The organism is Dermacoccus sp. PAMC28757, from assembly GCF_014302635.1.
Lineage (GTDB): Bacteria > Actinomycetota > Actinomycetes > Actinomycetales > Dermatophilaceae > Dermacoccus > Dermacoccus abyssi.
Genome location: NZ_CP060292.1, coordinates 2,003,763 through 2,024,179, shown reverse-complemented (window position 1 = coordinate 2,024,179; position 20,417 = coordinate 2,003,763). Strand labels below are relative to the sequence as shown.

The following is a 20,417-nucleotide window of genomic DNA, read 5'->3' as shown; positions in this document are numbered from 1 at the left end:
CGGGCCGGCTGACCCGGCCCCATCGATGGGCCGCGGCACGGGCCGGTAGCCTGACGCCCATGACGGCACGGGTGACGATGTACTTCCTCGGCGGCACGATCAGCATGTCCTCCGCGGACGGTCATTCGGTACGGCCGACGCTGAGCGGCGACGACCTGCTCGCCGCGGTGCCGGGTCTCGAGGAGGTTGACGCCGAGGTGACGGCCGAGCAGGTCGCTCGCGAACAGAGCGGCTCACTCACCTACGCCCACCTGCTCGCCGTTCTCGAGAGCGCACGATCGAGCGATTCGGACGGCTTCGTCCTCGTCCAGGGAACCGACACCCTCGAAGAGTCGGCCTACCTGCTCGACCTTCTCTGGGACGACCCGCGCCCCTTCGTCGCCACGGGTGCCATGCGCAACCCGACGATGGCGGGGGCCGACGGCGCGGCCAACCTCCTCACGGCGGTGCGCGTCGCCGCTTCCCCCACGGCACGCGAGCGAGGCGCCTGCGTCGTCTTCGCCGACGAGATCCACGCAGCGCGCCATGTCACCAAGTCGGACACCGCCTCCATCTCGACCTTCCGCTCCCCCAACACCGGCCCCGCCGGTCGCGTGCTCGAGGGGCATGTCCACTTCTTCTCTCCGCCGGGCGCGCGCTCTGCGCTCGGCGCCGACGTGTCGAACGTGACGACGGTGGACGTCGAGGTTCCCGTCCTCGTCACCGGCTTCGGGCAGTCGGTCCGCACGCTGGAGGCCGTCGCTGACGGTGCCGATGCCCTCGTCCTGGCCGGCTTCGGCGCGGGCCACGTTCCGGGGTGGTGGGCCGAGGCGGTCGGCGCCATCGCCGAGCGCATGCCCGTCATCATGACGAGCCGTACGCACTCCGGCCCGGCCCTCGTCGAGACGTACGGCGCCGTCGGGGCGGAGGTCGATCTCCAGCAGCGCGGCGTCGTCATGGGCGGCTATCTCGATGCACTCAAGGCGCGCCTGCTCGTCAGCGTGCTACTGGCCGCGGGCACACACCGTGAGCAGATCGAAGCAGCCGTGCGTCGGCACGGCGGCTACCGCTGATCCGGAACGTCCCCTTCGTCGGCTCGCCCCTGCGGGCGGTCCTCGGACAGCTCGTCCACGACGAGGCGTTCTTCCCCGCGGTTGTCGGTACGCACCGCGGCACGCCCGACCATGTGGCTCGCGACCGGTGAGGTGACGAGCTGGAAGATGATGACGAGGGCGAGCAGCCCGAAAGCTTCCGGCTCACGCAGCCGCAGCGCGACGCCGAGCAGAACGAGGCCGAGCCCCAGCACCTGAGGCTTCGTCGCGGGGTGAGTGCGGCTGAGCAGATCCGGCATCCGGACCTGCCCGATCGCGGCCACGAGCGCCAGCAGCGAGCCCGTGATCATGCAGACGGCGGCAACGACGTCGAAGAACGTGGTCATGCTCCGTCCTCCTCGTCCTCGATGTCGTCGAACCCTCGGATGTAGCGCGCCACGGAAACCGAACCGGTGAAACCGAGCAGCGCGAGCACGAGGAGGGTTGGCAGGGTGAACAGATGCTGGTTCCAGGCGGCTTCAACCGCGAGGCCACAGATGACGATCGAGATGAGCACGTCGAGCGCGACGCTGCGGTCGAGCATCGTCGGGCCCATCGTGACGCGGGCGAGCGTGAGCACGGCTGCAGCCGTGAGGACGACCACGCACACCAGGTAGACGGCGTTCATCGCTCGGTTCCTCCCTCACGGACCGGTCGGTCGCTCCGTTCGTCGATGTCGTGGGCGTACCCACCGATGGCCGCGACCACGCGCTCTTCCTGCTCGAGCACCCGCTGACGGAACTCGTCCGCTTCCTCGGCGCTGTTCACGTCGAGGACGTGCAGGTAGAGCGTGTGCCGCGCGCGGTGGACGTCGACGACGATGCTTCCGGGGATGAGCGAGGTCATCTGCGCGACCACCGTGAGGACGAAGTCCGACGGCGTCGCGAGTTCCACCCGCACGATGGCGTTCGTCAGCGAGGACGCCCCGGGGCGAAGGGTCGTCCACGCGACCCGCACGCTCGAGACGACGACGTCGACGACGAACTTTCCCACGAGCACGGCCAGAGCCACGGGGCGCGGCCGCAGATGCAGGTGCAACGGCGGCATCGGGAAAGCGATGACGACGACGGCACCTACGAGCGCGCCCGCGAGGATGTTGAACAGGCTGAACTCGCCCCAGAGCAGACACCACACGACGGCCAGCGGCACCATGGAGGGCCAGACCGAGCGCACTCGGCGACGACGCCCGGACGGCGACTGTCGATCACTCATCGGTCGTCTCCCAACACCGCGTTGACGTACGGCGTACGCGCCTTCATGTCGACAGAGGCACGTTCGGTGAGGCCGAAAAGCGGTCCAGCCACGACGGTGACCGCGATCGAGAAGGCGACGAGCGCCGTCGTCGGCCACATGAGCGTGCGCGGAGTCGCGCCTTCACGGGCGTGGAGCGGTTTGTCGTAGAGGTCGTCCACCTCTTCGTCCTCCTCCGTCGCGCCGGCAGCGAGCGCGACGTCCGTCGGCATGACCCGGTCCGCCTCACTGGCGTTCTTCTCGACGGCCCGCTTCGTGATGTGTCGAAGGGACGGCTCGTCGTGTTCGGCCGCTGCCTCGTTGAGCGCCTTGGACATTTCGCGCGCCTGTTCCTCACTGCGCCAGAAGGCGAGCGCCCACGCCTTCGCCATAGCGTAGAGCGTGAGAAGGCTCGTCACGACGGCGCCGCCGACGAGGACGTAGGCCGTGGTCGAGCCGTCTGCGACGGCCGCCTGCAGGAGTCCGATCTTGCCGAGGTAGCCCGACAGCGGCGGGATGCCCGCGAGGTTCATCGCCGGAATGAAGAAGAGGATCGCGATGAACGGCGCGGTCTTCGCCAAGCCGCCGAGGCGCAGCAGGCTCGTTGTTCCCGTGCGGTATTCGATGAGCCCCACGACGAGGAACAGCACGGTCTGGATCGTGATGTGGTGCACGACGTAGAACGTGGCCCCTGCGAGGCCCTCGGCCGAACCGAGAGCGATGCCCAGGATCATGTAGCCGATGTGACTGACGAGCGTGAACGAGAGCATTCGCTTGACGTCCGACTGCGCGACCGCGCCGAGGATGCCGACGAGCATCGTGGCGAACGCCGTCCACAGCAGCAGGTTCGACAGCGGGCTGTCGGGGAACAGCAGTGTCTGGGTGCGCAGGATGGCGTAGACACCCACCTTCGTCAGCAGGCCGGCGAAGACGGCCGTCACCGGCGCGGGCGCCGTCGGGTAGCTGTCCGGGAGCCAGAACGACAGCGGGAACACAGCGGCCTTGATGGCGAATACCGTGAGCAGCAGCAGTTGCAACGTGAGGGCCACGCCGTCCGGCAGGTCGCCGAGGCGCTCGGAGAGCTGCGCGAAGTTGAGCGACCCCGTCGCGGCGTAAACCGCTGCGATGGCGATGAGGAACAACGCCGACGACACCATGTTGATGACGACGTAGATCGTGCCCGCCCGGATCCGGCTCTCGGTACCACCGAGGGTGAGCAGGACATAGCTCGCGAAGAGCAGCATCTCGAAGCTGACGAACAGGTTGAACAGGTCACCCGCGAGGAAGGCGTTCGAGACGCCGGCGACGAGCACCATGAACGTCGGGTGATAGATCGAGACCGGAGTGCTCTCGTCGTCCTCGCTCGCGCCGCCCTGGGCCAACGAGTACACGAGGACCGCGAGGGTGACGATGGCCGACACGAGCAGCATGAGCGCCGACACGCGGTCGGCCACGAGTGCCAGGCCGAGGGGCCGCGGCCACGAACCGAGCCACGCGACCTGCGGTCCGTGCCGGTCGGCGGCGACGAGGAGCATCGAGGCGATGGCCACGACGGCGACGAGGACGCTCACCGTGATGGCGCGCTGTACCCGGGGGCGACGCGAGAACATCAGTGCGGCGCCGCAGCCGAACAGCGGCAGCAGAACGGGAAGGGGGACGACGTAATTCATGCCTTCTCCTCGGGTGCGGAGTCGTCGTCGTCCGGACCACCGGTCGTGAGGTCGTAGCTGTCGGAGGCCTCGTCACGCAGGGCGCGACGACGGATCGCGGCGTCCTCGACGTCGTCCTGGACGTCGTCGTGCCCGTTGAGCTGCCAACTGCGGTAGGCCATGGCCAGGGCGAACGCCGTCGTACCGAGAGCGATGACGATGGCGGTGAGGACGAGTGCCTGCGGAAGCGGGTCGGTCATGTCCTCGGCCGACACCTTGCCGGCGACCGGCGGATGCCCCGAGGGCCCCGCAGCGACCATGAACAGAAGGTTCACCCCGTTGCCGAGCATGAGCAGCCCGACGAGGACGCGCGTCAGGCTGCGCTCGAGCAGCAGGTAGACACTGACGCCGATGAGGCTCGCCGCCGTGATGATGAGGGTCAGGTTCGCGCTCATCGAGCCACCTCCGCGTTCGTGGCGTCGTTGTCGCGTTCCTCGGAGATGATCTGACGGTCGATCCGCGAACCGAATGTGCGCAGCAGATCGAGGATGAGCCCGACGACGACGAGGTAGACACCGATGTCGAAGAACAGCGACGTCACGAGGTGGTGGTCACCGAGGAGCGGCAGGTGGACGTCGTACTGGTAGCTCTCCAGCACAGCGCCGCCGAACGCCAGCGGCGCGAGGCCCGAGCCCGCCGCGATGACGAGACCAACGCCCAGGAGTGTGCCCGCGTCGATCGGCGCAGCCTCGTCGAGCTCGTAGCGGCCTCCCGCGAGGTAGCGCACGACGAGGGCGAGCCCCGTGACGATGCCGCCGGCGAATCCGCCACCGGTGAAGTTGTGGCCTGCGAACAGCAGGTACACACCGACCATGACCATGGCCGGGAACACGAGACGCGTGACGACCTCGAAGATGATGGAACGCTTCTCCGGCGCGAGTGTGCTCGGCCCGGAGAGCCACGAGCCGCTCGTCTTCGGTTCCGCCGCGTGGTGCTGGGGCAGGTCCCCGACGCGGCGAATCGTTGAGCGGCGCGTTCCGATGAAGAGCAGGCTCGCCACACCGGTGGCCGCTGCCACGAGCACGGAGATCTCCCCCATCGTGTCCCACGCACGGATGTCGACGAGGGTGACGCTGACGATGTTCTTGCCGCCGCCGAAGTCGACGCTCGCCTCGGGGAAGCCGACGGAGACGGGCTGCGCGGTGCGGGCGTTCGTCGCGACGATCATGATGCCTGCGACCGCGGCACCGACGGCGAGGCCGAGCAGGGCGCGCACGTAGCGCTGTGCCGACAGCGGCCGATCGGTGAAGTAGGTGGGCAGACGGCGCAGGACGAGCACGAAGGCGATGACGCTGGCCGTCTCGACGAGCACTTGGGTGAGGGCGAGGTCGGGTGCGCCCTGCAGGACGAAGAGGACGGCGCAGCCGTACCCCGTCACACCGACGAGCAGCGCAGCGCGAAGGCGCCGACGCGCGCGGGCGGTCATGATGGCCGCGAGGACGACGACGAGTCCGGCCGCCGCCTGGGCCGGCGTGTCCCACACGTGGACCTGGACGTCCGGCGTCCACGCCATGAGCATGGCGACACCGGGGAACGCGAGAAGGACGACCAGCGTCACCGCGAGGTAGGCGCTCACCGAACCACGCTGCATGAAACCGGTGACCTCGACGGAGAGGCGGTCGACGCCGTGCATGAGCGAGAGGTAGGCGCGCTGCGCACTCCACGGCTGGGCGACCTTCGCCTGCGCATAAGCGATGGGGCGGCGCGCGACGAACATGAGCGCACCACCGACCAGGGCGAGGACCGACAGTGCGAGCGGAAGGCCGAGCCCGTGCCAGAGAGCCAGCTTCGCCTCGTGGGCCCCCGGCGGGAACTGGTGGGTGTACCCCTCGAGCGACTTTGTCAGCGGCCCGCCGAAGAACGCGACACCGAGGCTGAGGACGGCGAGGACGACGGGTGAGGCGAGGAAAGCGGGGCTGGGAGTCTTGAAGTCCGTGGCCTCGACGCCAGGCTTGTCGGCGAAAGCGCCCCACAGGAATCGCAACGTGTAGGCCGTGGTGATGATCGAACCCAGGACGACTCCGGCGAGCACGGTCCAGGCCGCCACCGGTCCGAGGCCGGTTCCGTCGCCACCGGCCGTCACGTCGACGAGGGCGGTGAGAACGCTCTCCTTGGCCACGAAGCCCAGCAGGGGCGGGAAGCCGACCATCGATGCGCCGGCGATCGCGGCCGTGGCGAACAGCACCGGCGAACGGCGCCCGAGGCCCGAGAGGGTGCGCAGGTCACGGTTTCCAGCGTTGTGATCGATGATGCCGACGACGAGGAACAAGCAGGACTTGAACAGCGCGTGGGCCAGGAGCAACGCCACACCGGCCAGAGCCGCCGCGCGGGTGCCGACACTGAGGACGACGAGGAGGAACCCCAACTGGCTCACGGTGCCGTAGGCGAGGATCAGCTTGACGTCGCACTGCACGAGTGAACGCCAGCCGCCGACGAGCATGGTGAGCACACCGAGGGTGAGGATGCCGGCGCGCCAACCGGGCACACCCGCGAACGCCGGGGCGAGCAGGGCCACGAGGTAGACGCCCGCCTTCACCATCGAGGCGGCGTGCAGGTAGGCACTCACCGGGGTCGGGGCCGACATGGCACCGGGCAACCAGAAGTGGAACGGCACGATGGCCGACTTGCTCAGAGCGCCGACGAGCACGAGCATCACGGCCGCCGTCAGCAGGCCGCTGGCAGCCGGCGGGTCGGCGAGGATCTCGGAGATACGCATCGTGCCGGCGAGGTGACCGAGCATGAGCATGCCGACCAGCATCGCGAGCCCGCCGAACGTCGTGACGATCAGCGCTTGCATGGCTGCCAGGCGCGCCGAGCGCTTGGTCATGTCGTAACCGATGAGCAGGTAGGAGAAAACCGTCGTCATCTCCCAGAGGACGTAGACCATGAGAAGGTCGTCGGCCAGGACGAGGCCGAGCATCGAACCGGCGAACGCGATGAAGGTGGCCGCGAACGAGCCGACACGGTCGTCGTCATGGAAGTAGGAGGCGCAGTAGAAGAGCACGAGGGCGCCCACGCCGGCCACAACGAGGGTCAGCAGCCACTGCAGGGCACCCATCCGGAACGCCAGATCGGTTCCGAGTGAGGGAATCCACGAGACGGACTGGGTGACGGGGGCGGCGCCCGGCGCATTGAGCACGGCCCAGACGAAGGTGGCGAGCGGCACGATCGCAAGGGCCACGAAGACCTTGCGCCCGAGGGCACGCGCCATCGCCGGCGCGGCGAGCGCAGCCAGGAGATAAACGGAGATGAGAAGGATCACGCGAGAACCTCGAGACGACGTTCGGGAGGGCCGGCGGGTGGGTGGAGCGGAAGGGACTTCTTGGGTCGGGATGCGAGGAACCGCGGCCATGCGGGCCGCACTCAGGCACCCGCGGCGTCAGGAGACCTTCGGGTGGACCTCCCACGGTGAGTCGGCGGGTCGCAGGTCGTTCCACCCGTTCGCGCGTGCGACATTCGCGGCGAACGCTCCCATGAGGAGGGTCGGATTGTGGATGCGGCCCGCCATGGCCGCGGCGACGACATCGTCGAGCGACACCCAGGCCGTCGGCATGTCGAGCTCTTCGTCCTCGCGCTCGAAACGGTCGTCGGCAGCGACCTCGCTCACGTCCCGGGCGAGGTAGATACGCAACTGCTCCGACAGACCGCCCGGCGAGGAGGCGTAGTCGATGAGCAGGTCGAGGCGCCCGGCTCGCAGGTCGGCCTCTTCGTAGAGTTCGCGCAGTGCCGCTTCGTGCGGAGGTTCGCCGTCGACGTCGAGCAGACCCGCAGGAATCTCCCACTCGCGGGCACCGATCGGGTGGCGGTACTGCTGAATGACGAGCACCTCTTCGGCGCCGGCTTCACCACGCAGGGCGAGAACAGCGACGGCGCCAGGGTGGTCGACGAAGTCGCGGGTGACGCGACCGGCGTCGCCGAGGTCGGCCTCCTCGGACAGGACGTTCCAGACCCGGCCTTCGTAGACGCACTCGCTATGCGTGACGGGCGCCTTGGCGTACTCGTCGACGAGGTCGTCGCGGGTCATCCGTCCGTGCTCGCTCGTCATGAGGGGATTTTCTCACAGAACGGTCGGTGCCCGCCCCATGTGTCCAGGGGCAGGCACCGACCGGTTCGCTTGCGGCTCAGCCCTTCTTGCGCTCGAGCGCCGCCTCCACGAGACCGGCGAAAAGCGGGTGCGCCCGGTGCGGGCGCGACTTGAACTCGGGGTGCGCCTGCGTCGACACGTAGTACGGGTGGACGTCCTTCGGCAGCTCCACGAACTCGACGAGGGTGCCCTCGGGCGAGGTGCCGGAGAAGACGAGACCCGCCTGCGCGATGTCGTCGCGGTAGTCGTTGTTGACCTCGAAACGGTGACGGTGACGCTCGCTGACGTCCGTGGCGCCATAGGCCGTGGCTACGATAGAACCCTCCGCGAGCTTCGCGGGGTAGGCACCGAGACGCATCGTGCCGCCGAGGTCGCCCTCGCCCTGGACGTAGGACTTCTGCTCCTCCATCGTCGCGATGACGGGGTGGCTCGTGTTCGGGTCGAACTCCGACGACGAGGCGTCCGCGATACCGGCGACGTTGCGGGCGTACTCGATGACCATGCACTGCAAACCGAGGCAGATGCCCAGGGTGGGCACCTTGTTCTCACGTGCCCAGCGCAGAGCGCCGAGCTTGCCCTCGATGCCGCGCACGCCGAAGCCGCCGGGGACGAGGATGCCGTCCACTCCCCCGAGCGCCTTCTGCGCGCCGGCCTCGGTCTGGCAGGTGTCGGAGGCGACCCAGCGGATCTTCACCTTGGTGTCGTGGTGGAAGCCACCGGCACGCATGGCCTCGGTCACCGACAGGTAGGCGTCGGGCAGGTCGATGTACTTGCCGACGAGCGCGAGCTCCACCTCGTGGGCCGGCGAGTGAACGTGGCCGAGCAGCGTGTCCCACTGGGCCCAGTCGACATCCCGGAACGGCAGGCCGAGACGGCGGATGACGTAGGCGTCGAGGCCCTCGGCGTGCACGACCTTCGGGATGTCGTAGATGCTCGGCGCGTCGACGGCAGCGGCGACTGCCTCGGAGTCGACGTCGCACATGAGGGAGATCTTGCGCTTGATGCCCTCGGGAATGTCGCGGTCCGCGCGCAGCACGAGGCCGTCGGGCTGGATACCGACCTGACGCAGTGCCGCGACGGAGTGCTGCGTGGGCTTCGTCTTGAGCTCGCCGCTCGGTCCGATGTAGGGCACGAGGGAGACGTGGAGGAAGAAGACGTTGTCGCGGCCCACGGCGTGGCGGACCTGGCGAGCGGCCTCGAGGAACGGCAGCGACTCGATGTCGCCGACGGTGCCGCCGATCTCGGTGATGATGATGTCCGGAGCGTCGGGGCCGTTGGCCTCGGCGCGCATGCGGTCCATGATCTCGTTAGTGATGTGCGGGATCACCTGCACGGTGTCGCCGAGGTACTCGCCGCGACGCTCCTTGGCGATGACGTCGGAGTACACCTGGCCGGTCGTCACATTGGCGCGACCGTGCAGGTTGACGTCGAGGAACCGCTCGTAGTGCCCGATGTCGAGGTCGGTCTCCGCACCGTCTTCGGTGACGAACACCTCACCGTGCTGGAACGGGTTCATCGTTCCCGGGTCGACGTTGAGGTACGGGTCGAGCTTCTGCATCGTGACGCTGAGGCCACGTGCGCGAAGGAGTCGGCCGAGGCTCGATGCCGTCAGGCCTTTTCCGAGGGAAGAGGCAACGCCTCCGGTGACAAAAATCTGCTTCGTCGTCTGATCCACCACGGAATGCCAGCCTACGTCATCGAACGGGGGCGGGCGACATCGCCTCGCGACGAATCGCGTCGGAGGAGGCAAGGAGTTGCTTCGCGTGCTCCACCGCAACCGCGCTGGAGGCGTCGCCGCCCAGCATTCGCGCCAGCTCTTCGTGCCGGGCCTCACCTGTGACGCTCGTGACACCACTTTCCGTCACGGCGCCGTCGTGCGACTTGTGCACGACGAGGTGGTTGTCGGCGAACGCCGCGACCTGGGCGAGGTGCGTGACGACGATGACCTGTGCCTGTTCGGACAGTTTGGCCAGACGCGCGCCGATGTCGACCGCCGCCTCACCGCCGACACCGGCATCGACCTCGTCGAAGACGAACGTCGGCACCTCGCCCGTGCTGCTCACGACCTCGAGCGCGAGCATGACGCGGGAGAGCTCACCACCGGAGGCAGCCTTCGTCACCGGCTTCGGAGCCATGCCCTTGTTCGCCGCGAGCAGGAGCGCGACGTCGTCGATGCCGTGTTCGGTGGGCTTCACGATGCGCCCGTCCCCCAGCTCGAGGCCGGCTTCGGCCTCGTTGAGCGTGACGGCGACTTCGAGGCGCGCCGAGCCCATGGCAAGGTGGGCAAGCTCGGCGGTGACATCTTGGGCGAGCTTGGTAGCGGCCTCAACGCGCGCATCGTGCAGACGAAGCGCGAGGTCGGCCACCTTCGGCGTGAGTGAGGCGATCTCGGCGTCGATGGCCGAGACACGGTCGTCGGAGCCTGCTAACGCCTCGGCCTCGACTCCCGCTGCCGTGCGCCAGGCGACGACATCGGAGAGCTCGGGACCGAACGCCTTCATGAGGGCCGTGAGGGCCGCGCGACGCTGGTGCACGTCGGCAAGCCGCGCCGGATCCATGTCAATACCGGAGGCGTACCCCGAGACGTCGGCCGCGAGGTCGGCGGTCAACGTCTGGATCTCCTTGAGCCGGGTGACGTACTCACCCAGTGAGGCGTCCAGCGACACCGCCGAGTCGAGCACACTTCGTGCGTGCGCGAGCAGCACAAGAGCGTTGGGCTGGTCAGGGTCCGTCTCGTCACCGGCAAGTGCGCCGGCGGCCCCCGTGCCCGCCGCGAGGAGATCCTCGGCGTGGGTGAGCCGCTCGCTCTCCGCGGCGAGTTCGACGTCTTCCCCCTCCACGGGCTCGAGCTCGTCGATCCGTGCGATGCCGGCCTCGAGCATCGTGAGGCGCTGCGCGCGCTCTTGAGCCTTCTGCGTCAGTTCACGCCGTTCGGCCCGAAGAGCCTTCAACCGGACGAAGCCTTCGCGGTACTGCTCGGCGAGAGCGGCCAACTCGGCACCCGCGAACGAGTCGAGCACCTCACGGTGTTCCTCGGGACGCTTGAGACGCCACTGATCGGCCTGACCGTGCACGGCAACGAGGTCGTGGCCGACCTGGGCCAACACCGACGCCGGCACGCTGCGCCCGGCGACATGAGCTCTGGACCGGCCTCCCGCAGCCACCGTGCGCGAGAGGATGAGTTCCTCGTCGCCGTCGAACTCGAACTCGTCGCGCAGCGTCGCGAGGGCAGCGTGGTCGTCAGGCAGGTCGAGGAAGCCCTCGACCACGGCACGCTTCTCCCCCGTGCGTACACGATCGGCGTCGGCGCGCTCGCCGAGGAGCAACCCCAGGCCGGAGACGACCATCGTCTTGCCTGCGCCGGTCTCACCGGTGACGACGTTGAGGCCCGGGCTCAGCTCCAACGTGGCATCGGCGATGACACCCATGTTGCGAATGCGGATCTCCTTGAGCACGAGAACACTCTAGGGAGCCGACCGACCGATCGTCGTTCGAACACGCATTCGATTGGAGATTTCGCTCCTGGCGAACGGTCTCAGGCGCGCGAGCCGCGCCACCCCGAGACCGAGAGGTCGAACTTGCGCACGAGACGATCCGTGAACGGAGCGGAGCTGAGACGCGCCAGGCGTACCGGCTTGGCACTCGCCACGACGTCGATCCGCGCACCGTCGGGCAGATCGAACGAACGTCGCCCGTCACACCACAACACTGCCTTCCCCTGCGCCCCCGGCACCAGTTCGACCGCGAGCCGAGCGGCCGGGCTGAGCACGAGGGGGCGCGCGAAGAGCGCGTGGGCGGAGATCGGCACGAGCAGGATGGCCTCGGTGTCGGGCCACACAACGGGCCCCCCGGCGCTGAAGGCATAGGCAGTCGAGCCCGTGGGGGTCGCGATGACGACGCCGTCCGCTCCCCATGTCGACAGCGGCCGGCCGTCGATCTCGACCGTCAGTTCGAGCATTCGCTCGCGTTCGGCTTTCTCCACACTGGCTTCGTTGAGAGCCCAGCCGCGGTACAGCTCGGTGGGGTCGTTCCCGCCGGACGAGGCGACGACCTCGAGCGTCGCCCGCTCCTCCACGCTCCAGCTGCGTTCGATGATGCCGCCGGCGATGCGGTCGACGTCCTCCATCTCGGCTTCTGCGAGAAAGCCGACGTGGCCGAGGTTGATGCCGAGCAGCGGCATGCCGGTGTCACGGCAGATCTCTGCTGCACGAAGGATCGTTCCGTCGCCACCGAGGACGACGGCCAACTCGCACCCCTGCGGCAACGTACCTTCGGCGAGCGTGACGACGTGGTCACGCTCTCGGATGCCGAAGGCCGTCAACTCGTCGGCGAATCCGACGACGGTGATGCCCTGCTCGGTGAGAGCGGACACGAGCCGCTCGGCCACGTCGAAGGCCTCAGGACGTCGCGAATGGCCGATGAGCAGGATGCGGCGGCTCATGTGTCGTCCCTCCCGGTGAGCTGATCGATGGTGGCGCGCAGGGTCTCGTCGTCGAGGCCGCTGCCTTGGTTCTCACGGCGCAACCACACGAGGTATTCGTGGTTGCCGTGCGTACCCACCATGGGGCTCCACGCTATGCCATGGACGACGAGCGAAAGCCCGGTGGCCGTGGCGAGAACGCGTTCGAGACTCTCACGGCGCTGATCGCGCGACGTGACGACGCCGGTGCGCCCCAGACGTTCGCGGCCGACCTCGAACTGCGGCTTGACGAGCACGACGAGATGCCCGGCCTCCGCCAGGAGGAAGTTCATGTGCGGTAGCGCCAAAGTGAGCGAGATGAAGGACAGGTCACTCACGACAAGATCGAAAGGAGAGCCGTCCACCTTGTCGCGCGAGACGACGTCGCGGATGTTGAGGCCCTCGAGATCGGTGACGCGAGGGTCGCTCTTGACTGGTTCGGCCAGTTGTCCGTGGCCCACGTCGAGCGCCACGACATGCGTCGCACCACGCTCGAGCAGCACCTGGGTGAAGCCACCCGTCGAGGCACCGACGTCCACGGCACGTGCACCGGAAACGGCGCCCGCGAAGTCCGGGAAGGCCTCGAGCGCGGCGAGGAGCTTCCGCGCTGCGCGCCCGACGTAGGGGTCACGCTCCTCGCTCGTCGTGACGACGTCCGCATCTGCGACCTTGGTGGAGGCCTTGCGTTCGATCTGCCCGTTGACGGCGACACTGCCGCGTGCGAGAGCCTCCTTGGCCTGGGCCCGCGAACGCACGAGACCCCGCTCGACGAGCGCCGCGTCGAGCCGGGTCTGGCCGCTCACGATCCGGCCTCCTGCAGGCGACGCTGCAACTGTTCGTGCACCGCCTCGGCGGCCTCGATGACGCCGCCGGCGTCCTCGCGCGCACCGTCGACGAACTCCTCGGTGGACTTCGACAGCGTCTCGAGCGCCGCATCGACAGCCCCGTCGTGCTGAGTTTCCCCACCGCCCGCGGGACCGCCTGCGCGATTGAGGTCGCGCGGGGAAGGAACGGCCGTCATGCCGAGCGCACCGTGAGGTCCGTGAACCGATGACGGGCGCCGTCCGCGTCGAGCTCGCCGGCGTCGACCTCGGCCCACGTCGCGCGCAGCAGCGCGCGCGCCTGGGACCAGGTCAGGTCGTCGTGCGAGGTGCTGGGGGCGGAAGGGTCCTCGTCGTAGGGCTGCGCCAGGGACCGCAGGTCTTCGACGACGAACGTGGGCCGACGCTCTGGGGCCGCAGCCGCCGCATCGGCAAGATCGTGCACGCCGGTGAGGACGAGCACGGAATCCATACCCGCACGCACGGCGCCCTCGATGTCGGTCTCAAGCCGGTCGCCGATGGCCAGTACCTGGTGCGCGTCGATGCCGCTGCGTCGCGCTGCCATCTCGTACATCGTGGGCATCGGCTTGCCTGCCACCTCCGGGTCCACGCCGACGGCGTTGCGTACCGCGCCCACGAGCGAACCGTTGCCCGGCGCGACTCCACGGTCGGTGGGGAGGGTGAGATCGGTGTTCGTCGCCATCCAGCGTGCCCCGCCGGCGACGGCGAAACCCGCCTCCGCGAGGTCACTCGCACGCACGTCCGCGCCGTACCCCTGGAGCACAGCCTCGACCGGCGTGCCGTCCCGGGCCTCCTGGGGCGACACCGGCGTCAAGCCCGCCTCGGTGAGCGCGACACCCACACCGGCGCCCCCGACGGCGAGCACCCGAGCTTTCGCCGTGAGCGACCCCGCCAGTAGGTAGGCACCCGCTGCCGAGGAGTTGACGACGTCGGCGTCGTCAACCACGAGGCCGAACTCACGCAGGTGCCCCGCGACCTCGGCCGGGGTACGCGACGCGTTGTTCGTCGCATAGACGACGTGGGCACCGTTGTCTGATGCCGCCGTCAACGCCTCGACAGCGTGCTCGATCGGCTCGGGACCGGCGTACACGACCCCGTCGAGATCGCAGACGATCGCCGCGTACCGAGCGATCAACGCATCAGCCACGAGAGCTGCCGTCGTCGAACGTCGCGCGAGGAACGCTGCGCTCTCCGGAGGACTCCGCCTCCGGGGCGTCAGACTCGACGATGTTGTCGCTCACCGCATGCTCGTTGGCCGCAGCATCTGCGTATGCCTCGGTCGTCGGCTCAGCAGATGTGGCCTCCGGGCGCTGCGGCTGCACCGCCCCGTACTCGGACAGGTCGATCTCGGCAAGGCGCGGGTCCTGCTCGTCCTCGTCGTCGGGCGTGAGGTCGGTCAGCTCGAAGCCGTCGATCTGGTCGATGCGGTCACCCGCGTCCGTCTCACCGTCCCGGTCGGCCTCGTCGGCCTTGACGAACCACTCGCGCGCCTCGTCCGACTCGCCGAGGTCCATGAGGGCATCGGCGTACGCGTAGAACAGACGGGCTGCCCACGGCTGGGTCGTGGCCTTCTGTAGCGCCGGAAGACGCAGGCCGACGACCGCCGCACGCGCCTGGCCCATGTCGCGACGGACACCCGACACGACGATGGCCAGTTCGATGTTGTCCGCCTCCGGCAGGCGCTGGGCCTCCGGAGAGTTGGCGAGTTCGAGGGCTCGCTCGTAGCGGCCGAGGCCGCGCTCACAATCGACCATGTACGGCAGCAGGTGATCCGAACCCGACAGACGGCGAGCCGTGCGGAACTCCCGCAACGCCTCGGCGTACTCACCCGTGCGGTAGAGCACGAGACCGAGGGCCTCGCGGGCCGCCGGAACTCGGCCGGCACGCGACACCGCGTGCTGCGCGTGGTCCAGAGCCTTCTCCGGGTTCTCCTCGAGCAGTTCGGCTGCGGCCACGAGGTGGCGCGCCACGCCTTCTGCGTTGTCCTTGCTCAGCGTGCGCAACTGCTGACGCACCGACTTGTCGAGCTCGTAGCCCGTGATCTCCTCCGGAAGCATCGGCTCGGGACGACGACGGGGACGCTCGTCACCGGTCGCCTTCGCGTCCCAGCTGCGCGGGCCGCGGATCTGGCTCTGCTCGTCCGACCAGCCGGCGCCGCGGTCACCGCGACCGTCGAACCCGCCGCGACGCTCGAACCCGCGGCCGCGATCACGTCCGCCGTCGCGTCCCCCACGCTCGAAGCCGTCCCGTCGGTCGCGGGAATCGAAACCACGCCCGCGGTCGGAGGAACCAACGCTGCGCCCACCCGAGCGCGCGCCGTCGCGGTCTCCGAAGCCCCGGCGCTCTCCGACACGTCCGGCCCCGCCCCGCTCGTCACGTCCGCGGAAGCCACCGCGGTCGCCGCGCTCACGGAAACCACCGCGTTCGTCACGACGGCCATAGCCACCGCGGTCCTCGCGTCCGCGGTATCCACCGCGCTCAGAGCGCTCGTCGCGCCGGCCGTAGCCCCCACGATCGTCGCGGCCGCCGAAGCCGCCACGACCAGTGCGCTCGTCGCGGTTGCCGTAGCCCCCGCGCTGCGGACGATCGTCACGACGCCCCTGGAGCTCACGATCTTCACGGCGCCCGTAGCCTCCGCGTTCGCCCTGCGTCCCGCGGGAGAATTCACCCTCCCGGCGATCGAAGCGACGCTCCCCGTCACGGGAGTCCGGCCCGCGGTAACCACCCCGCTCGCCCCGAGAGTCCTCGCGACGTGCACCGCCTCGGTCATCACGTCGATCAAAACCACCTCGGCGTCCGTTGTCATCCCGGGAACCGCGGTAGGCACGCTCATCGGATCGACCGTAGCCCCCACGATCGCCATAACCGCCCCGGCGCTGGTCGTCTCGGGAGGCACCGCGCGACGACTCACGGAAGCCGTCCCCGCGTCGCTGACCTTCACCACGCGATTCGTCGCGGCGATCCGAACGGTAGGTGTCGTCACCCCGACGCTGATCACGAGAACCGTCGCGCCGCGGAGAGTCACGACGATCCGAACGAGCGCTGGACCAACGCTGGCTTCGCTGGCGCTCGGCGCCCTCTGAGGATGCGTTGTCGTTGCGCTCTTCGGACATGGTTTCCTCTCGGTTGGTACGACGACTTCATCGTCGCACAGGCCTCCGACAACCGCGGCCCGGCTTGCTACGGAGCCGAACACCACAACGCGTCGAAGTAAATGACTTTTGGGTATGCGAAAAAGGGGGTTCTCGAACCTGAACCGTTGTCGGTGTGGGCCGAGCCGTTGGGCTACAAGGCCGCCACACGCGTGACACGTTCAGATCGTTCGAGAACCCCCCTTCTCTTTTTGAAGGAGTCCGGCGGTGTCCTACTCTCCCACACCCTGGCGAGTGCAGTACCATCGGCGCTGAAGGGCTTAGCTTCCGGGTTCGGAATGTGACCGGGCGTTTCCCACTTCGCTATAACCACCGTAACACTATGAAACTAACCAACTCATCTGACGAGATGTGGTTGTTGTTTCAGAATTACACAGGGACGCGAGCACCAGAACAATTGGTGATGTTTTAAGTTGTCGGTTTATTAGTACCGGTCAGCTTCACTCATTACTGAGCTTCCACATCCGGCCTATCAACCCCATCGTCTCTAGGGAACCTCTCAACACCGTAGTGTCATGGAAACCTTATCTTGAAGCGTGCTTCCCGCTTAGATGCTTTCAGCGGTTATCACTTCCGAACGTAGCCAATCAGCCGTGCCCTTGGCAGAACAACTGACACACCAGAGGTTCGTCCATCCCGGTCCTCTCGTACTAGGGACAGGTCTTCTCAAGTTTCCTACGCGCACAGCGGATAGGGACCGAACTGTCTCACGACGTTCTAAACCCAGCTCGCGTACCGCTTTAATGGGCGAACAGCCCAACCCTTGGGACCTACTCCAGCCCCAGGATGCGACGAGCCGACATCGAGGTGCCAAACCATGCCGTCGATATGAGCTCTTGGGCAAGATCAGCCTGTTATCCCCGGGGTACCTTTTATCCGTTGAGCGACGGCGCTTCCACAAGCCACCGTCGGGTCACTAGTCCCCACTTTCGTGCCTGCTCGACATGTCTGTCTCACAGTCAAGCTCCCTTGTGCACTTACACTCAAAACCTGATTGCCAACCAGGCTGAGGGAACCTTTGGGCGCCTCCGTTACCCTTTGGGAGGCAACCGCCCCAGTTAAACTACCCATCAGGCACTGTCCCTGATCCGGATCACGGACCGAAGTTAGGAGCTCAATACGACCAGAGTGGTATTTCAACAATGACTCCACACCAGCTGGCGCCAATGCTTCACAGTCTCCCACCTATCCTACACAAGCCGTACCGAACACCAATACCAAACTGTAGTAAAGGTCCCGGGGTCTTTCCGTCCTGCTGCGCGTAACGAGCATCTTTACTCGTACTGCAATTTCGCCGAGTTCGTGGTTGAGACAGTGGAGAAGTCGTTACGCCATTCGTGCAGGTCGGAACTTACCCGACAAGGAATTTCGCTACCTTAGGATGGTTATAGTTACCACCGCCGTTTACTGGGGCTTAAATTCTCAGCTTCGCCACACAAAGTGACTAACCAGTCCTCTTAACCTTCCAGCACCGGGCAGGCGTCAGTCCGTATACATCGAATTACTTCTTCGCACGGACCTGTGTTTTTAGTAAACAGTCGCTTCTCCCTGGTCTCTGCGACCCTCACCCCTAGCACGCAAGTGCTTCAAGGCTTGGGCCCCCCTTCTCCCGAAGTTACGGGGGCATTTTGCCGAATTCCTTAACCACGATTCACTCGATCGCCTTAGTATTCTCTACCTAACCACCTGAGTCGGTTTGGGGTACGGGCGGCTCGAACCTCGCTAGAAGTTTTTCTCGACAGCATAGGATCACCCTACTTCCCACATACGTGGTCACCATCACATCTCAGCCAATACGACGTCCGGATTTGCCTAGACGTTCGGCCTACATGCTTGAACGGGGACAACCATCGCCCCGCGGAGGCTACCTTCCTGCGTCACTCCATCGCTTACCTACTACACGATCGGGTCCCACGCTCCCCATGAACAATGAGCCCGAAGGCTCGGCGTTCATGGTTCGGGTGGTTAGCATCCCGTGGTTCAGTATGGGCGGTTCTTCGCCGGTTCCGGAATATCAACCGGATGTCCATCGACTACGCCTGTCGGCCTCGCCTTAGGTCCCGACTTACCCAGGGCAGATTAGCTTGACCCTGGAACCCTTGGTTATTCGGCGGACGGGTTTCTCACCCGTCATTCGCTACTCATGCCTGCATTCTCACTCGTGTAGCATCCACGACTCGATCACTCGGCCGCTTCACTCGCCACACGACGCTCCCCTACCCAACAACACCCCCGTTAAGGGTATGTGTGTCATTGCCACAGCTTCGGTGATGTGCTTGAGCCCCGCTACATTGTCGGCGCAGAATCACTTGACCAGTGAGCTATTACGCACTCTTTAAAGGGTGGCTGCTTCTAAGCCAACCTCCTGGTTGTCACAGCAACTCCACATCCTTTCCCACTTAGCACACGCTTAGGGACCTTAGCTGATGATCTGGGCTGTTTCCCTCTCGACTACGAAGCTTATCCCCCGCAGTCTCACTGCCACGCTCTCACTTACCGGCATTCGGAGTTTGGTTGACGTCAGTAACCCGGTGGGGCCCATCAGCCATCCAGTAGCTCTACCTCCGGCAAGAAACACGCGACGCTGCACCTAAATGCATTTCGGGGAGAACCAGCTATCACGGAGTTTGATTGGCCTTTCACCCCTACCCACAGCTCATCCCCTCAGTTTTCAACCTAAGTGGGTTCGGTCCTCCACGCCGTCTTACCGGCGCTTCAACCTGGCCATGGGTAGATCACTCCGCTTCGGGTCTAGACCCAGCGACTCAAACGCCCTGTTCGGACTCGCTTTCGCTACGGCTACCCCACACGGGTTAACCTCGCCACTGAGCACTAACTCGCAGGCTCATTCTTCAAAAGGCACGCCGTCACCCCACACAGAGGCTCCGACGGATTGTAAGCACACGGTTTCAGGATCTATTTCACTCCCCTCCCGGGGTTCTTTTCACCTTTCCCTCACGGTACTAGTCCGCTATCGGTCACCAGGGAATATTTAGGCTTAGCAGGTGGTCCTGCCAGATTCACACGAGATTTCACGGGCCCCGTGCTACTTGGGAAACAGCACAACACAGCCAGCTATGTTTCGTCTACGGGAGTCGCACCCTCTACGCCCAGCCATTCAAAACTGTTCGACTACACAACTGGTTTCTTACTGCGCACCCTGCTGTCAGACAAGGTCAGCACTGTCCCACAACCCCACAACCGCAACCCCTGACAGGTCTCACACGATCATGGTTTAGCCTCATCCGCTTTCGCTCGCCACTACTCACGGAATCACTCTTGTTTTCTCTTCCTGTGGGTACTGAGATGTTTCACTTCCCCACGTTCCCTCCCAACACCCTATGTGTTCAGGTGCAGGTGACCAGACATGATTCTGGTCGGGTTTCCCCATTCGGAAATCCCCGGATCACAGCCTGTTTATCGACTCCCCGAGGCATATCGCAGATTACAACGTCCTTCATCGGTTCCTGGTGCCAAGGCATCCACCGTGTGCCCTTAAAAACTTAAAGATCACAGATACTAGATGCTCGCGTCCACTGTGTAATTCTCAAACAACACGCCACACACCAACCAACCCACCACAACCACACCCGCAGCAACCAATCCTGGTCCCTACAGATCCGATCGTTCGTGGCCGGGCTGTCAGTGCCAGCCAAACCCCAGAACACGCATGATGCATGTCCTGAGAACCCAACAACGCGCCAATCACACCCACCACCCCACCTCGGCCAGCCCGTTCCCCACACTCACAGCGATCACTCCCGCGAAGGAGTCCTCGTTGCATGTGTCGTACTTGAGCTTGCTCGAGCGAGCAGTGCGTGCACCATGATCATCGTTCCACCCAGCACACTCCCATCACACACGCGGTGAT

Annotated in this window: 15 protein-coding genes and 2 rRNA genes; 1 reads left to right on the top strand and 16 read right to left on the bottom strand. The window is 66.3% G+C overall.

Annotated features, from left to right (window positions below; genetic code table 11):
* Positions 1 to 59: 59 nt before the first annotated feature.
* Positions 60 to 1,052 (top strand): asparaginase, encoded by a 993-nt coding sequence (locus H7F30_RS09730; protein WP_187034813.1) that lies wholly within the window; start codon positions 60 to 62, stop codon positions 1,050 to 1,052.
* On the opposite strand, the gene mnhG is transcribed toward H7F30_RS09730, so the two are convergent.
* The 16 genes from mnhG to H7F30_RS09650 all read right to left on the bottom strand — a co-directional run bounded on the left by mnhG (position 1,043) and on the right by H7F30_RS09650 (position 20,055).
* Positions 1,043 to 1,417, bottom strand: coding sequence for a monovalent cation/H(+) antiporter subunit G (gene mnhG / locus H7F30_RS09725; protein WP_187034811.1), 375 nt, complete (start codon positions 1,415 to 1,417; stop codon positions 1,043 to 1,045). The genes H7F30_RS09730 and mnhG overlap by 10 nt on opposite strands.
* Positions 1,414 to 1,698 (bottom strand): monovalent cation/H+ antiporter complex subunit F, encoded by a 285-nt coding sequence (locus H7F30_RS09720; protein ID WP_047312671.1) that lies wholly within the window; start codon positions 1,696 to 1,698, stop codon positions 1,414 to 1,416. Before H7F30_RS09720 ends, mnhG begins: the two co-directional genes overlap by 4 nt.
* Positions 1,695 to 2,282, bottom strand: coding sequence for a Na+/H+ antiporter subunit E (locus H7F30_RS09715; protein WP_187034809.1), 588 nt, complete (start codon positions 2,280 to 2,282; stop codon positions 1,695 to 1,697). Before H7F30_RS09715 ends, H7F30_RS09720 begins: the two co-directional genes overlap by 4 nt.
* Positions 2,279 to 3,970: a Na+/H+ antiporter subunit D gene (locus tag H7F30_RS09710; protein ID WP_187034807.1), complete on the bottom strand. Its 1,692-nt coding sequence runs from the start codon at positions 3,968 to 3,970 to the stop codon at positions 2,279 to 2,281. Before H7F30_RS09710 ends, H7F30_RS09715 begins: the two co-directional genes overlap by 4 nt.
* Positions 3,967 to 4,404, bottom strand: a complete 438-nt coding sequence (locus H7F30_RS09705; protein ID WP_047312668.1) for a Na(+)/H(+) antiporter subunit C — start codon at positions 4,402 to 4,404, stop codon at positions 3,967 to 3,969. The genes H7F30_RS09710 and H7F30_RS09705 overlap by 4 nt, the downstream gene beginning before the upstream one ends.
* On the bottom strand, positions 4,401 to 7,271 hold the full coding sequence (locus H7F30_RS09700) for a Na+/H+ antiporter subunit A (RefSeq protein ID WP_187034805.1): 2,871 nt from the start codon (positions 7,269 to 7,271) through the stop codon (positions 4,401 to 4,403). Before H7F30_RS09700 ends, H7F30_RS09705 begins: the two co-directional genes overlap by 4 nt.
* A gap of 117 nt (positions 7,272 to 7,388) precedes the next feature.
* Positions 7,389 to 8,054 carry an NUDIX hydrolase gene (locus tag H7F30_RS09695; protein WP_118912543.1) on the bottom strand — a complete coding sequence of 222 codons (666 nt, stop codon included), beginning with the start codon at positions 8,052 to 8,054 and terminating at the stop codon, positions 7,389 to 7,391.
* Between the two features lie 76 nt (positions 8,055 to 8,130).
* On the bottom strand, positions 8,131 to 9,768 hold the full coding sequence (locus H7F30_RS09690; RefSeq protein WP_187037968.1) for a CTP synthase: 1,638 nt from the start codon (positions 9,766 to 9,768) through the stop codon (positions 8,131 to 8,133).
* Between the two features lie 19 nt (positions 9,769 to 9,787).
* Positions 9,788 to 11,548 carry a DNA repair protein RecN gene (recN, locus tag H7F30_RS09685; protein ID WP_187034803.1) on the bottom strand — a complete coding sequence of 587 codons (1,761 nt, stop codon included), beginning with the start codon at positions 11,546 to 11,548 and terminating at the stop codon, positions 9,788 to 9,790.
* 80 nt (positions 11,549 to 11,628) lie between these two features.
* Entirely contained in the window at positions 11,629 to 12,534 is a 906-nt protein-coding gene (locus H7F30_RS09680) for an NAD kinase (RefSeq protein ID WP_129663251.1), read from the bottom strand.
* A complete protein-coding gene (locus H7F30_RS09675; protein WP_047312663.1) occupies positions 12,531 to 13,355 on the bottom strand; it encodes a TlyA family RNA methyltransferase in 825 nt (274 codons plus the stop codon). The genes H7F30_RS09680 and H7F30_RS09675 overlap by 4 nt, the downstream gene beginning before the upstream one ends.
* Positions 13,352 to 13,573 (bottom strand): hypothetical protein, encoded by a 222-nt coding sequence (locus H7F30_RS09670; protein ID WP_047312662.1) that lies wholly within the window; start codon positions 13,571 to 13,573, stop codon positions 13,352 to 13,354. The genes H7F30_RS09675 and H7F30_RS09670 overlap by 4 nt, the downstream gene beginning before the upstream one ends.
* Positions 13,570 to 14,541 carry an HAD-IIA family hydrolase gene (locus tag H7F30_RS09665; protein WP_047312661.1) on the bottom strand — a complete coding sequence of 324 codons (972 nt, stop codon included), beginning with the start codon at positions 14,539 to 14,541 and terminating at the stop codon, positions 13,570 to 13,572. Before H7F30_RS09665 ends, H7F30_RS09670 begins: the two co-directional genes overlap by 4 nt.
* Positions 14,534 to 16,507 (bottom strand): tetratricopeptide repeat protein, encoded by a 1,974-nt coding sequence (locus H7F30_RS09660; RefSeq protein ID WP_187034801.1) that lies wholly within the window; start codon positions 16,505 to 16,507, stop codon positions 14,534 to 14,536. The genes H7F30_RS09665 and H7F30_RS09660 overlap by 8 nt, the downstream gene beginning before the upstream one ends.
* Positions 16,508 to 16,745: 238 nt before the next feature.
* Positions 16,746 to 16,863 (bottom strand): 5S ribosomal RNA (gene rrf, locus H7F30_RS09655).
* 87 nt (positions 16,864 to 16,950) lie between these two features.
* Positions 16,951 to 20,055, bottom strand: a 23S ribosomal RNA gene (locus H7F30_RS09650).
* Between the last annotated feature and the right edge of the window lie 362 nt (positions 20,056 to 20,417).